This window comes from Cellulomonas sp. URHB0016, assembly GCF_054057935.1.
The window spans coordinates 2,032,462-2,045,691 of record NZ_JBSRZU010000001.1 but is presented as its reverse complement, the minus strand read 5'-3'; the positions used below and the strand labels follow the sequence as shown (position 1 = coordinate 2,045,691).

The 13,230-nt window shown below is 74.7% G+C and carries 12 protein-coding genes; 8 read left to right on the top strand and 4 right to left on the bottom strand.

Features of this window, described 5'->3' with window-relative positions; translation table 11 throughout:
• Nucleotides 1-91 precede the first annotated feature (91 nt).
• The 6 genes from ACVW07_RS09430 to ACVW07_RS09405 all read left to right on the top strand — a co-directional run bounded on the left by ACVW07_RS09430 (nucleotide 92) and on the right by ACVW07_RS09405 (nucleotide 6,460).
• Nucleotides 92-1,402 carry a GAF domain-containing protein gene (locus ACVW07_RS09430; protein WP_456818991.1) on the top strand — a complete coding sequence of 437 codons (1,311 nt, stop codon included), beginning with the start codon at nucleotides 92-94 and terminating at the stop codon, nucleotides 1,400-1,402.
• Between the two features lie 318 nt (nucleotides 1,403-1,720).
• Nucleotides 1,721-3,244, top strand: coding sequence for an acetaldehyde dehydrogenase ExaC (gene exaC, locus ACVW07_RS09425; RefSeq protein WP_456818990.1), 1,524 nt, complete (start codon nucleotides 1,721-1,723; stop codon nucleotides 3,242-3,244).
• Between the two features lie 124 nt (nucleotides 3,245-3,368).
• The gene (locus ACVW07_RS09420; RefSeq protein WP_456818989.1) at nucleotides 3,369-3,758 is read left to right on the top strand and encodes a DUF779 domain-containing protein; all 390 of its coding nucleotides are present in this window, start codon (nucleotides 3,369-3,371) and stop codon (nucleotides 3,756-3,758) included.
• A gap of 148 nt (nucleotides 3,759-3,906) precedes the next feature.
• Nucleotides 3,907-4,446, top strand: coding sequence for a DinB family protein (locus ACVW07_RS09415; RefSeq protein ID WP_456818988.1), 540 nt, complete (start codon nucleotides 3,907-3,909; stop codon nucleotides 4,444-4,446).
• 76 nt (nucleotides 4,447-4,522) lie between these two features.
• Nucleotides 4,523-5,368: a phosphotransferase family protein gene (locus tag ACVW07_RS09410; RefSeq protein WP_456818987.1), complete on the top strand. Its 846-nt coding sequence runs from the start codon at nucleotides 4,523-4,525 to the stop codon at nucleotides 5,366-5,368.
• 168 nt (nucleotides 5,369-5,536) lie between these two features.
• Nucleotides 5,537-6,460 carry a hypothetical protein gene (locus tag ACVW07_RS09405; protein WP_456818986.1) on the top strand — a complete coding sequence of 308 codons (924 nt, stop codon included), beginning with the start codon at nucleotides 5,537-5,539 and terminating at the stop codon, nucleotides 6,458-6,460.
• Nucleotides 6,461-6,484: 24 nt separating this feature from the next.
• Here ACVW07_RS09405 and ACVW07_RS09400 read toward each other — a convergent pair whose 3' ends face one another.
• A complete protein-coding gene (locus tag ACVW07_RS09400; RefSeq protein WP_456818985.1) occupies nucleotides 6,485-7,408 on the bottom strand; it encodes a transglutaminase family protein in 924 nt (307 codons plus the stop codon).
• Nucleotides 7,405-10,026, bottom strand: a complete 2,622-nt coding sequence (locus tag ACVW07_RS09395) for a circularly permuted type 2 ATP-grasp protein (RefSeq protein WP_456818984.1) — start codon at nucleotides 10,024-10,026, stop codon at nucleotides 7,405-7,407. The genes ACVW07_RS09400 and ACVW07_RS09395 overlap by 4 nt, the downstream gene beginning before the upstream one ends.
• A gap of 213 nt (nucleotides 10,027-10,239) precedes the next feature.
• Between ACVW07_RS09395 and ACVW07_RS09390 the strand changes: the two genes are divergently transcribed.
• Nucleotides 10,240-10,614, top strand: coding sequence for a YybH family protein (locus tag ACVW07_RS09390; protein WP_456818983.1), 375 nt, complete (start codon nucleotides 10,240-10,242; stop codon nucleotides 10,612-10,614).
• 155 nt (nucleotides 10,615-10,769) lie between these two features.
• On the top strand, nucleotides 10,770-10,928 hold the full coding sequence (locus ACVW07_RS09385; protein WP_456818982.1) for a hypothetical protein: 159 nt from the start codon (nucleotides 10,770-10,772) through the stop codon (nucleotides 10,926-10,928).
• Nucleotides 10,929-10,976: 48 nt separating this feature from the next.
• Here the strand turns inward: ACVW07_RS09385 and ACVW07_RS09380 are convergent, their stop codons facing one another.
• Entirely contained in the window at nucleotides 10,977-12,356 is a 1,380-nt protein-coding gene (locus ACVW07_RS09380; protein WP_456818981.1) for a pyridoxal phosphate-dependent decarboxylase family protein, read from the bottom strand.
• Between the two features lie 112 nt (nucleotides 12,357-12,468).
• Nucleotides 12,469-13,155: a hypothetical protein gene (locus tag ACVW07_RS09375; RefSeq protein ID WP_456818980.1), complete on the bottom strand. Its 687-nt coding sequence runs from the start codon at nucleotides 13,153-13,155 to the stop codon at nucleotides 12,469-12,471.
• Nucleotides 13,156-13,230 lie beyond the last annotated feature (75 nt).

Genomic DNA, 13,230 nt, shown 5'->3' with positions numbered 1-13,230 from the left:
GACCGGCGAAACTGGTCGCGTGTTCGTATGCTCGACGAACCGGGGGGAAACCATCAGGATGTGCTCGACGAAGCGGTCGGGAGGATGCGCGATGGTCGACGCCGTGCGCGCCGCGCACGAACGGTTCGTGAACACGGGACGTGCCCCCGGGCGGCATGTGCGCCGCCTCGTCGTGGACTCCTGGCAGCGCAGCGCCCGCAGCGGCGTGGACCCCGAGGTCGTCGCCGCACCGGTGGACATGGTGGGACGGGCCCTCAGCGGCTACCGCCGTCAGCATGCCCTCGCAGGCGCGATGCCCGTCGTCCGCGACCTGCTGGTGCTGCCCGGTGCCGACGCGGGATGGGTCACCGCGCTCACGGACGACGTCGGACGGATGCTCTGGGTCGAGGGCGACCCGGACGTGCGCCGCCGGGTCGAGGGCGTCGGGTTCGTGGAAGGGGCGGTGTGGCGCGAGGACTGCGCCGGCACCAACGCCCTCGGGACGGCCCTGGTCACCGACCGGCCCGTGCAGGTGGTCGGCACGGAGCACTTCGCGCGCCGGGTGCAGCCGTGGAACTGTGCCGCGGCACCCGTGCACGGGCCGTCCGGTCAGGTGCTGGGCGTGCTCGACGTGACGGGCGGGTCGGTCGTGGCGTCCGCGCTCGCCATGTCGCTGGTCCGTGCGACCGTCGCCGCCGTCGAGGCCGAGCTCGCCCGTGCCGCCGGCTCCTCCCGGGACGAGCGCCCGGGACAGCTCACGGCAGGCACCGCCCGGCGTGCGGCCGCCGGTGGACCCCCGAACGAGACGCGGACCATGCCGCCGACGGTGCCGCTCGCCGGGCCGGCCGCCCGGCTGCGCGTGCTCGGGTCCGGGGAGCCCGTGCTGCGGCTCGCCGGTGCGCCCGTGCGGCTCAGCCTGCGGCACGCCGAGATCCTCCTCCTGCTCGCACGGCACCCGGCCGGGCTCTCGGCCGACGAGCTCGCGGTGCTCCTCAGCGCGCACGACCTGTCCGACGTCACGGTGCGCGCCGAGGTGTCGCGGCTGCGCCGGTCCGTCGGCCCGCTCATGTCCGCCTCGAGGCCGTACCGCCTCACCGCGCCCGTGCCGACGGACGCGGACCTCGTGCGGTCGCTGATCGACGCCGGCGACACGTCGGGCGCGCTCGCCTCCTACCCCGGGCCCGTGCTGGCGAGGTCCGTGGCGCCCGGCGTGGAGCGGCTGCGCGACGAGCTCACCGCGGACGTCCGGGCCGCGGTGCTGTCCAGCCGGTCCCCCGACGTGGTGAGCCGGTGGCTCGCGTCCGACGAGGGCGCCGACGACTGGCAGGCGTGGGAGCACCTCGCGTGGCTGTCGCCGCGAGGCACCCCGGCCCACGCGCGGGCGCTCGGACGGCTCGACCTCCTGACGCGCCGGCTGAGCTGACGCGCCGGCTGAGCTGACGCGCCGGCTGAGCTGACGCGCCGGCTGAGCTGACGCGCCGGCTGAGGTGGCGCGGTCGGCCCTGCCGGCGGACCGGTCGGCGCCGGCCCTCCGGTCGGCGCGTCGGCACCATGCTCACGGAGGCCGGCCAGGCGGTAGGTGCCGGGTTCGCCCGCATATCGGGTGAAATGGTCCGGACGCGCCCTGCAACGGTTCTGCAACGTCCACCGCCCTACCGTGCGACCAGCACGCGGCAACGCCGCCGCGTAGCTCGGGCGCCGTGCCACGAGCGAGGCGCCCGCGAGCCACCCAGGAGGGGCGATGACCGTCTACGACGCACCCGGCGGCCCCGGCAGCCTGGCCTCGTTCCGCGACCGCTACGACCACTGGATCGGCGGCGAGTACGTCGCCCCGTCGGCCGGGCTCTACTTCGAGGACCCGAGCCCGGTGAACGGCCGCACGTTCACTGAGGTCGCCCGCGGCGACGCCGACGACATCGAGCGAGCCCTCGACGCCGCGCACGGCGCCGCCCGGTCCTGGGGGAGGACCTCCGCCACGGAGCGGGCCGTGATCCTCAACAAGATCGCCGACCGGATCGAGGCGAACCTCGAGTCGCTCGCGGTCGCCGAGTGCTGGGAGAACGGCAAGCCGATCCGCGAGATCATCGCCGCGGACCTCCCGCTGGCCGTCGACCACTTCCGCTACTTCGCGGGCGCGATCCGGGCGCAGGAGGGGTCGATCTCGCAGATCGACGAGGACACGGTCGCCTACCACTTCCACGAGCCGCTGGGCGTGGTGGGCCAGATCATCCCGTGGAACTTCCCGATCCTCATGGCCGTGTGGAAGCTCGCCCCGGCGCTGGCCGCGGGCAACTGCGTGGTGCTCAAGCCCGCCGAGCAGACGCCCGTCTCGATCCTCGTCCTGATGGAGCTCATCGCGGACCTGCTGCCGCCCGGGGTGCTCAACGTCGTCAACGGGTTCGGCGTGGAGGCCGGCAAGCCGCTGGCGTCGTCGTCCCGGATCCGCAAGATCGCGTTCACCGGCGAGACCACCACGGGCCGGCTGATCATGCAGTACGCCTCGCAGAACATCATCCCGGTCACCCTGGAGCTCGGCGGCAAGTCGCCGAACCTGTTCTTCGAGGACGTGGCCCGCGAGAAGGACGACTTCTACGACAAGGCCCTCGAGGGCTTCGTGATGTTCGCCTTCAACCAGGGCGAGGTCTGCACCTGCCCGTCACGCGCGCTGGTCCAGGAGTCGATCTACGAGGACTTCATGACCGACGCGATCGCCCGCACCCAGGCCGCGACGCAGGGCAACCCGCTGGACACCGAGACGATGGTCGGCGCGCAGGCGTCCAACGACCAGCTCGAGAAGATCCTGTCGTACATCGAGATCGGCAAGGAGGAGGGCGCGAAGATCCTCGCCGGTGGTGAGCGCGCCCACCTCGACGGCGACCTGGCGGACGGGTACTACGTGACGCCGACGATCTTCGAGGGCAAGAACTCCATGCGGATCTTCCAGGAGGAGATCTTCGGCCCGGTGGTCGCGGTGACGAGCTTCTCCGACTACTCGGACGCGATCCACACCGCCAACGACACGCTCTACGGCCTCGGTGCCGGCGTGTGGTCCCGCGAGGCGGCGATCCAGTACCGCGCCGGGCGCGACATCCAGGCCGGCCGGGTGTGGACCAACTGCTACCACGCGTACCCGGCCGCGGCGGCGTTCGGCGGGTACAAGGGCTCGGGCGTGGGCCGGGAGAACCACAAGATGATGCTCGACCACTACCAGCAGACCAAGAACCTGCTCGTGTCGTACTCCGGCAAGGCGATGGGGTACTTCTGACGGGTCGTGGGGCCGGACGTCCATCGGGGGACGGGCTGTCCGGGAGGGTTCGACCGGGTGGGGCGAGGAGGGGACGCCCCACCCGGTCGGACCGGGCCCTGCTCTCAGGACGGAGGTCGGGACCATGGACGTGCCGGACCGGGTCGCGGTCACGGACGCCGCGGCGGACCTCCTGCGGCGCCTGCGGGAGCGGCACGGCGAGCTGATGTTCCACCAGTCGGGGGGCTGCTGCGACGGGTCGTCGCCGATGTGCTTCCCGGCGGGGGAGCTCCTCACGGGGGACGTCGACGAGCACCTCGGCGACCTCGACCTCGGCGACGGCTTCCTCGTCCCGGTGTGGATGACGAAGGCGCAGTACGAGTACTGGAAGCACACGCACCTGACGATCGACGTGGTGCCCGGCCGCGGTGCCGGGTTCTCGCTCGAGGCACCCGAGGGAGTGCGGTTCCTGCTGCGCTCCCGGCTCCTGACCGACGAGGAGTACCTGGCGCTGCAGGACGCGGGCGTGCTCTGACGGGCCCGTCCGAGCAGGCTCGTCCGACCGGGCCGTCCGTCTGAGCCGTTTGACCGGCCCGTCCGCCGTGCGCCGACGGCGGGAGATCGACGGTCGACGGCGGTGGGCACGTCTGTCGCCCGGTGGATTCTTTGTCTAGCGTGCGGGCATGACCAGCGAGACTCCCGCCACCGACATCGAGCCCGACACCAAGGACTGGACCTGGGTGCTGTCCCAGCGGTGCCCCGAGTGCGGCTTCACGGCCGCGGACGTGGACCCCGGCGCGATCGGCGGCACGGTCCGCGACCTCACGCCGCGGTGGGTCTCGGCGCTGCACCGCGAGGACGCGCGCGACCGGCCCGCGCCCGGCACGTGGAGCACGCTGGAGTACGGCGCGCACGTGCGTGACGTGCTGCGGGTGTTCGACGAGCGGCTGCGGCTGCTGGTCGAGGAGGAGGACCCGCTGTTCGCCAACTGGGACCAGGACGCCACGGCGCTCGAGGACCGGTACGACCTGCAGGACCCGCGGGTCGTCGCCGACGAGCTCGTGGACGCCTCGGAGGTGATCGCGGACCGGTTCGACGCGGTCGGGCACGACCAGTGGGAGCGCCCCGGCCGTCGGTCCAACGGGTCGGTGTTCACGGTCCGCACGCTCGGCCAGTACTTCCTGCACGACGTGGTCCACCACCTGCACGACGTGCAGGCCTGAGGTCCGAGCGGGCCACGGCGGCGGTGGACGCGCTCGACACTGTGCGTCCGGCGGACCGTGGGGCAGCATCGAGCTCATGGCGTCGCTCGAGCAGGCCGAGCTGCGGGCCTTCCTCGGTACGCACCACGGTGCGGACGTCGACCTGACCCCGCTGGGCCTCGGGTCGTTCTGTCGCGCGTTCCGCTATCGCGTGGGCACGCAGGTGCTGGTCGCCCGCCTCGCGGACGAGCCGACGAGGTTCCTGCGCGACCGCGAGGTCTGGACGCGCTGGGGGCGTACGGTCCGCACTCCCGAGCTGCTCGACGTGCTCACCCTGGCCACCGGGGCAACCGTCGCGGTCAGCAGCGACGCCGGCGCGCCGCACGACGGGGACCTGCCCCCGGCGGTCACCACCGAGGTGCTCGGCGCCATCCATTCCGCTGACGTGTCCGACGTGCCCGGATTCGGCCTGCTCCACCCCACGGGCGCACCGCACCGGACGTGGGCGGAGGCACTGCGGGCACTTCTGACGGCACCGCCTGCCGACCTGCCTGCCTGGTGGGACCCGGAGCTCGTCGCCCGCCTGCACGACCGCCTCCACAGCCACCTCGTCGACGACCTCGACGTGCCACGGACGTTGCTGTACATGGACCTCCACGCAGGCAACGTGCTCGTCGACGAGGCAGGCGTCCGGCGCGTCGTCGACTGGGGCGAGGCCTGGCTGGGTGATCCTCTGCTGGACTGGACCCTGCTCGGCCGGCTCGAGGCAGGAGCGGCCAGGCTCCTGCCGCCCGCTGCGCGGCGCGGCCCTGCCGACCACGCCCGCCTGGACCTGCTGCGCGTCTGGTTCGCCCTCGACTCCTTGGCGTGGGCGGCCAGATACGGTGCGTCCGAACGCACGGTCCGGGCAGCCCTGCAGCACGCAGCGCGGCGCGTCGGCTGAGCACCGGTTCCGCGTCGCCGGACGTTGTCCACAGGGTTCGTCCACACCCGTGTGCGGAGCGGGTGAAGCCTGTGGATGACCGCTGTCACCGCAGGTCATCAGCGACTCGCCGGACGCCACGCCGGGCCGAAACATGCCCGCATCAATCCGTGTGTACCGTCCGCGGCCATGAACCTGGCTGACGTCGCGTTGCCGCAGGGGCTCGCCGACCGGCACGTGCTCGTGGTGCCGCACGGGACGGACGTCCTCGCGCTCGCCGCCGCCTGGTTCCCGGACGCCGCGTGGTCCCGGCTCCCGGTCCGGGCCGCTGCGGGCGGGCGGATGACCGGCGCCCGGTTCCGCGGCATGGCCGCCCAGCCCGCGGCCGCCGCGGCAGGCCTGCTCGGGATCGACGCCGTCGCCGCCCTCGAAGGGCCCGTCCCCCTCGACCCGGGCACCGCCCGGGTGCTCGGCCTCGGCCAGCGTGACGTCGACGCCTACGCCCTCGTGCCCACCGACCCCCGCGTCCCGATCCACGGCGCCGCGCTCGACCTCGTCACCGGCTGGCTCGTTGCCGCCGCGCGTCGCGCCGGTGGCGCGATCCTGCCGGCGGACCGGAGCCGGACCGTCCTGCCGGATCCCGGTGCGGCCGTCGACCTGACCGTGTGGTCCGCCGTGCCGATGTCCGCGCACGAGGTCGTCCCGCTGGTCCGCCCGGCGCTGCACGGCGCCCGGATCGGCGCGGGTGAGGTGCCGAGCCAGGCCCAGGCCGCCGAGGGGACGTTCTCCATCACGGCGGTGTTCGAGTACGACGGCGCGGTCTCGGTGCGCGGTGCCCGGTCGGTCGACGTGCCGATGGTGCTGTCGACGCTCGACTGGCGCGAGTACGGGCCGTGGGCCTACCACGTGGTGTGGCAGCCGACCTCGCCCGAGGAGCTGACGATGGACCAGCCCTCCCCGCTGCACGTGATCGCCCGCCAGCGGGTCAGCCCGGGGATCGCCCGGGCGGCCGCGGCGCTGTGGCGGGCGGCCGGGGGTGCTGTCGTGGACAGCGGCGGCTTCCTCGTGCCGCCCGAGGAGCTGCGCGAGCGGGCGTCGAACATCGCGCTGTGACCGGGCGGGTCTCGGGGCCCGCCGTCAGTCGAAGGGGACCGACCCGGCAGGCACGAGGTCCACGGAGACCGTCGGGTGCGCCCCCGGGCCCTCCGTGAAGATCACGCCCCGCAGCGGCGGTACGTCGCCGTAGTCACGACCCCACCCGAGCAGCACGTACCGGTCGTCGACGAGCTGGTCGTTCGTCGGGTCGCACTCGACCCAGCCGGCGCCCGGCAGCCAGGCGGAGACCCACGCGTGCGACGCGTCGGCGCCCCTCAGCTTCTCCCGCCCGGCCGGCGGCCGGGTCTCGATGTACCCGCTGGTGTACCGGGCCGGCAGCCCGTGCAGCCGCAGCGCGGCGATCATGAGGTGCGCGAAGTCCTGGCACACCCCGGCGCCCTGTGCCAGCAGCTGGGTCTGGGTGGTGTGCACGGTGGTGGACCCCGACCGGTACGTGAGCTCGGTCCGGATGCGGTGCACGAGGTCGACGAGGACGGCGGCGAGCGGCCTGCCCGGGGTGAAGGTCGGCGCGGCCCAGGCGCGGACCTCGTCGCCGAGGCGGACGTGCGCGGACGGCAGCACCGCCTCGCGCAGCCCCACGAGCGCCCGGTCGTCGACGGCCGCCACCTCCAGCGCACCCTCGGCGACGGCGCGCGCGACGTCCTCCCAGGGCACCGTCGGCAGGGTGTCCGGGTCGGGCGCCACGCGCGAGACCTCCACCGAGGACCGGGACGTCACGACGAGCCTCGTGTGCGGGGTGGTGACCCCGAAGAACGTGGTCCGGTTGCCGAAGTAGTCCACGAACGTCGCGGTGTCGGCGGGCTCGGGATCCACCTCGACCGCGGTCGCGTGCACGGTCTGCCCGGGCAGGTCGCGCGGCGTGGTCGTGGTCCGGCCGTAGGAGTCCGTGACGGGCTGCCGGTACTCGTACGTGGTCCGGTGCACGAGGTCGTAGGAGCGGCTCATCCGTCCCACGCGTCCTCGAGCGGGCGGCTCGGCACCGGCCGGACGAAGTGCACGCGCTCGACCTCGTCGGAGGCCGACCGCAGGCGCCACAGGATCGAGTCCAGCGTCTCGGCGAGGCGCGTGCGTCGCCCGTCGTCGGACATGGTCGACGCGGCGACGACCGGGTCGAGCTCCACGAGCAGGTCGACCACGTCGGACAGCAGGTGCTGGGGCGCCCGACCGGGGACGGCCGCCAGGTCCTCCTGCAGCCGCGCCACCTGGTACGTCAGCGACCGGGGGTTCGACGGGTCGAGCAGGAGCAGGTCGAGCGCCTCGGCCACGCCGCCGTCGGACTGGTACCGCCGGCGGAACGTGATGGCCGACTCCTGGGTGAGCAGCACGGACTCGACGACGAGCCGCTCCACCCCCCGGGGCCGCCGGTCCACCAGCGTGGCGAGCAGGCTCTCGACGAGGTGCTGCGCCCGCTCCACGCGCCGTCCGGCGTCGAGGAACTGCCACCCGACGTCCCGGACCAGCCCTTCCGCGCTGATCCCCGCCACGGCGAGCAGCCCTTCGAGCACGCGGTCGAGCGCGGGGCGCAGGCCGACGGTGACGGTCTGGGCGTCGGTGGCGCCCCCCAGGTCGAGCCGGTCGCCCGACCTCGACCGGGTCCGGGACCGGCTGCGCTCGTCGCGCAGGGCCCGCTCGATGCGCGCGAGCGGGATGAAGGTGTCGGTCGAGAGCTGGTCGCGCACGGCCGCCGCGGCGCTCGCGAGCCGGCGCACCGACCGGGCGACGGTCCCCGGCGTCGCCGGGTCGAGGACGAGCGCCCGGAACGCCGGGGTGCCGTCGCTCGCGGTACGCGGGTGGTCCCCGAACAGCGACGCGTGGTGCTCGTCCCGGTCCGGGCGCTCGGGGTCCACGTCGGTCGTGAGCGCCTCGATGAGCACCGTCAGCGCACGGCCGCCGACGGTGGCAGGGCGCCGGTGGAAGTCGTCCCAGCGGTCCACGACGACGCGCAGCACCCGCACCTGGTCCTCGGCGCGCTCGGCGTACCGGCCCATCCAGTACAGGTTCTCGGCGGTCCGTGGGGAGATGCCGGTGGCGGGCCGACGCGTGCTCACGAGCGTGACCGGCGTCTCGTCGGGCGGCGTGGGCGCCTCGGCGTCGGTGTGGGCCGCGAGCACCCACACGTCCTTGGCGGTCGCGCCCGTCGCCGACGAGACGACGTGGTCGTCCGCGACCCGCGCCAGCCCACCGGCCATCACGGTGTACGACGAGCCGCGCGCCACGGCGTAGGTGCGGAGCACGGCCGCCCGTGGACCGGAGCCCGGGGTCGGGGTCGGGGCCGGCTGCTCGCTGCCGAGGCTCACGGTGGCGTCGTCGACGACCGGTCCGGCCGGGCCGAGCGCCTCCTGGCCGACCCACGCCCAGGGCTCCGTCTCGATGGTGGCGGCGAGCTCCTCGCGCTCCCGGCGGCTCAGCGTCCAGCCCAGCACCGCGCCCGCACCCGTCCCCCGGGTGGTCGGGATGAGCACGAGGTCCGACATCCGGGTGAGCACGTGCTGCCGGGACGTGTCGTCGCCGCACCACCACGTCGGCGCGGACGGGAGTGCGAGGTCCTGGTCCAGCACCGTCCGCGCCAGCCGCGGCAGGTACGGCAGGAGCGCCGGGCTCTCCAGCACGGACGATCCCAGCGGGTTGACGATGCTGACGTTGCCGTGGCGGACCGCCCGCACCAGCCCGGGGACGCCGAGCCGGGAGCCGGTCCGCAGGTCCAGCGGGTCGCACCACTCGGCGTCGACGCGGCGCAGGATCACGTCGACGCGCTCGAGCCCGTCGAGCCCTCGCATCCAGACGCGGCCCTCGCGCACCACGAGGTCCGTCCCCTCGACGAGCGGCAGGCCGAGCATCGAGGCGAGGTATGCCTGGTCGAACGCCGTCTCCGACGCCGGTCCGGACGTCAGCAGGACCACGTGCGGCTGCTCCACCCCGCCGGGCGCGACGTCCCGCAGCGCGAGACGCACCGCCTGGAAGAACGGCCCGAGCCGCTGGATGGGCGCCTGCCGGTACACGCCGGCCATCACCTGGGCGACGACGCGCCGGTCCTCCATCGCGTACCCCGCGCCGGACGGTGCCTGCGTGCGGTCACCGACCGCGCACCACGCGCCGTCGGTGTCCCGCACCAGGTCGGTGGCCGTCAGCACGAGCTCACGGCCGCCCGGCATCCGCAGGCCGTCGACCGCCCGCAAAAAGCCGGGATGGCTGAGCACGGCGGTCGGGGGGAGCAGCTCGTCCGTGAGCAGCCGGCGGGCGCCGTACACGTCCTGCAGCACCGCGTCGAGCAGCTCCGCGCGCTGCACGAGGGCGACGTCGAGGCGCAGCCACTCGGGCTCGTCGACGATCACCGGCGTCGGGTCGAGGAGCCACGGGCGCGCGCCGTCGGGCTCGTCCGTGCCGTACGTGACGCCGTGCTCGGCGAGCAGCAGGTCGGTGGCGTCGCGGGCGCGTGCGAGGTCGGCGGGCGTCGGCTCGTCCGCCGGGTCGGTGAGCCAGGACCAGTCCGGTGCGTGCACGGGCCCGGCGTCGGCCGGCGACGCGTCCGCACGCGGCCGGGGCGACGAGAGCAGGTCGGTCACACGGGAGAGTGTGGCTCATGACACGCGCGGGCGCGCAGGTCGGCGCGCTGGACGGCCTGCTCGTCCGTACCGGGTGCCGCGGACGCGCCGGCGGGTGCGACCGACGCACGGGTGCCGTCGGATGCCGTGTCCGGGCGGCCGGGCCACACTCGGACGCGGACGGCCCCTCCGCGCGGAGCACGGGCCGACGAGGCGACGAGCCGGAGGTGCGAGATGGACCGCAGCGCGGTCATGGCCTGGGTGGCCGAGTACGAGCGTTCGTGGCGTGAGCAGGACACCGACGCCGTCGGCCGCCTCTTCGCCGACGACGCGTGCTACCTGCGCAGCCCGTACGACGAGCCGCCGCTGCAGGGTCTGGCGGCGATCCGGGACTTCTGGGTCGACGACACGCCCTTCGAGATGACGGCGTCGCCGGTCGCCGTCGAAGGCCACTCCGCCGTGGTCCGCGTCGAGGTCCGCTACGGCGGCGAGCGGCCGCAGGAGTACCGCGACCTGTGGGTGATCGACTTCGGTGCCGACGGTCGTGCCGTGCGCTTCGAGGAGTGGGCGTACTGGCCGGCGAAGCCGTACACGCAGTCGCCGGAGTGAGACGCGCCCGGCGGGGCCGTCCGCGGGTGGGGGCAACCGAGCAGGTCACAGCGTTGCGGCCGTCGGTGTCCGAATCCGTCGTGCACGAATGACTTACCAGGGTGCCGGGCGGCCGATGTAAGAGGACGGATGGCCGCAGACCGAGGAGGCACCCCGTGGACACCAGCAGCACCCTCACCGCAGACGCCGTCGAGGCGGCGTTCACGTCGGCGAACCCGTTCCTCGGCGAGACCGAGACGCTCGTCGTCGCCGGCCACGTCATGTCCGGGCAGCGGCCCCTCAACGAGGTGCCCACCCAGCGCTCGCACGGCTGAGGTCGGCCCGCACGGCACCCTCCGGCACCGACCTGCGAGGAACGGCGGTCAGGCCGTCGCCGTGACCGCCCGGCGGACCGCGTCCAGCGTGGCCGCCACCTCGTCGGGACCCGTGGCCCAGTTGCTCACGGAGAACCGCACCACGTCCCGCCCGCGCCACCGCGACGGGTAGGCGAAGGCGACGCCCTCGTCGCGCAGCGCCGCCGACACCGCGGCCGTCGTCGCGTCTTCGGTGAACGCCACGCACACCTGGGTGTAGACGACGTCGTTGACCACCTCGGCGCCGGGCACGTCGGCGAGCCCGCGCGCGAGAGCCGCCGCACCGTCGGCGAGCCGGTCGACCAGTGCCGCGACGCCGTCGCGCCCCAGCCAGGCGAGCACCGCCCAGACCGGCACCCCGCGGGACCGGCGCGACATCTCGGGGGCCATGTCGTGCGGGTCGCTCGCCCCCTCCGCGGCCACCAGGTAGGCGGCCCGCAGGCCGAGCGCGGTGCGGGCGTCCTGCGGCGACGCGACGATGGCGACCCCGCAGTCGTACGGCACGTTGAGCGTCTTGTGCGCGTCCGTCGCCCACGAGTCGGCCCGCTCGTACCCGTCCATGAGGTGCCGCAGGCGCGGCGACGCGGCGGCCCACAGCCCGAACGCCCCGTCCACGTGCACCCAGGCACCGGCCTCGTGCGCGACGGCGGCGGCCGCGCCGACGTCGTCGAACGCGCCCGAGTGCACGTTGCCCGCCTGCAGGCAGACGATCGTCGGCCCGCCACCCGCGGCCAGCTCGTCGGCGAGCGCGTCCACGACGATGCGCCCCTGCTCGTCGGCGGGCACGATCGTGGCGGCGCCCAGTCCGAGGTACCGCAGCGCAAGGTCCACCGACCCGTGCCGCTCCGCGCCCGCGAGCACCCGGACCCGCGGCGCGCCGGCCAGCCCGTCCGCGTTCACGTCCCAGCCGGCCTTCGCGAGCACGTGCTCGCGGCCCGCTGCCAGTCCGACGAAGTTCGCCGTCGTCGCGCCCGTCACGAACCCGACCCCCGAGTGCGCGGGCAGCCCCAGCAGGTCCAGGAGCCACTCGGCGGCGAGGTCCTCGACGGCCGTGGTGCTCGGGCTCGAGTACCGCATGCCGCCGTTCTGGTCCCAGGCGCCGGTCAGCCAGTCCGCCGCGAGCGCCACCGGGTACGTGCCGCCGATCACCCACCCGTAGAACCGGGGCGACTGGCTGGCGAGCAGGCCCGGCTCCACGGCGTCCGCGAGCCGCTCGACGATCTCGCGCGCGTCCTGCCCCGACCGGGGGAGCTCCCGGCCGAGGGCGTCCTTCACCGCCTCCCCGTCGGTCCCGGGCGGGATCGGCCGTTCGGGCAGCTGGTCGAGCCAGCCGAGGCCCCGGTGCAGGGCGGCCGCGAGGGGGTCCCGGTAGTCGTCGCGGGGGGTCATGGGGCGCCGTCGCCCGGGCCGGGGTGCATGTCTCGGAGTGTTGTCGCGTGCCGGACGCCCGTCAACGCGCCCCGACCAGGGGCCGGCCGAGCTGCGTCGACGGCCGCGGCCGTCAGCCGGCGGTCGCGTCGGCGAGGGTGCGCCAGGCCGCCGGCACGGTCTCCACGTCCGCACGCGGTGGGAGCATCGCGCGGCACGTGGCGACGGCGTCGACGAGCATCGCGACCAGGTCCGCGTCGCACGACGGGCCCATGGCAACGGAGGCGAGCGCCACGTCGACGACACCGCGCGGCAGGTCGCGCGTCCGCCGGGGGCGGCCCATCTCCCTGGTGAACCGCTCCGCCCACCTGGCGTCCATCGGCACCCGGGCGAGCGCGTCGACCGTCGTCCGGCGGCGCTTCCCGGGCGGGCGACCGTCGGACGGCTCGAGGAGCCGGTCGATCGTGATGAGCGCCACCGCCAGCACCTTGGCGTCCTCGGCGCGGGCGACGGGCAGGGCGTGCCGGGCGGCGACGTCGGCGATCTCCAGGGCCCAGGCCGGGTCGTCGCTCGTGGTGCCGACGAGGTCCGGCACGAGGCGGGTCAGGCCGGCGCGGCCGCCGTCGTCGACGAGGTCGTTCACCGACCGCGCGAGATGCGCCAGCAGCGGGTGGGTGCAGGTGGGGTGGTCGCTCCAGCGCTCGCCCGCGAGCACGCTCGTCCACTCCATCAGGCAGCCACCCTGCTCGGGGCGCCGGTGCCGACCTGGCCGCAGCTCGGGCAGGGCGTCGGGAATGCTGGGTGCGGGACGGGTGCGCATGGTGACCTCCGACCGGTGATCGGGCCAGTGTCCGTCCGTGGCGCGCCGAGAGCAACGGGTACGTGCGGACGGGTC

Bases quoted from the DNA above. Each gene is read 5' to 3' on its own strand.
- ACVW07_RS09430 (WP_456818991.1), top strand. From the start codon at position 92: ATGGTCGACGCCGTGCGCGCCGCGCACGAACGGTTCGTGAACACGGGA.
- exaC (WP_456818990.1), top strand. From the start codon at position 1,721: ATGACCGTCTACGACGCACCCGGCGGCCCCGGCAGCCTGGCCTCGTTC.
- ACVW07_RS09420 (WP_456818989.1), top strand. From the start codon at position 3,369: ATGGACGTGCCGGACCGGGTCGCGGTCACGGACGCCGCGGCGGACCTC.
- ACVW07_RS09415 (WP_456818988.1), top strand. From the start codon at position 3,907: ATGACCAGCGAGACTCCCGCCACCGACATCGAGCCCGACACCAAGGAC.
- ACVW07_RS09410 (WP_456818987.1), top strand. From the start codon at position 4,523: ATGGCGTCGCTCGAGCAGGCCGAGCTGCGGGCCTTCCTCGGTACGCAC.
- ACVW07_RS09405 (WP_456818986.1), top strand. From the start codon at position 5,537: ATGAACCTGGCTGACGTCGCGTTGCCGCAGGGGCTCGCCGACCGGCAC.
- ACVW07_RS09400 (WP_456818985.1), bottom strand. From the start codon at position 7,408: ATGAGCCGCTCCTACGACCTCGTGCACCGGACCACGTACGAGTACCGG.
- ACVW07_RS09390 (WP_456818983.1), top strand. From the start codon at position 10,240: ATGGACCGCAGCGCGGTCATGGCCTGGGTGGCCGAGTACGAGCGTTCG.
- ACVW07_RS09380 (WP_456818981.1), bottom strand. From the start codon at position 12,356: ATGACCCCCCGCGACGACTACCGGGACCCCCTCGCGGCCGCCCTGCAC.
- ACVW07_RS09375 (WP_456818980.1), bottom strand. From the start codon at position 13,155: ATGCGCACCCGTCCCGCACCCAGCATTCCCGACGCCCTGCCCGAGCTG.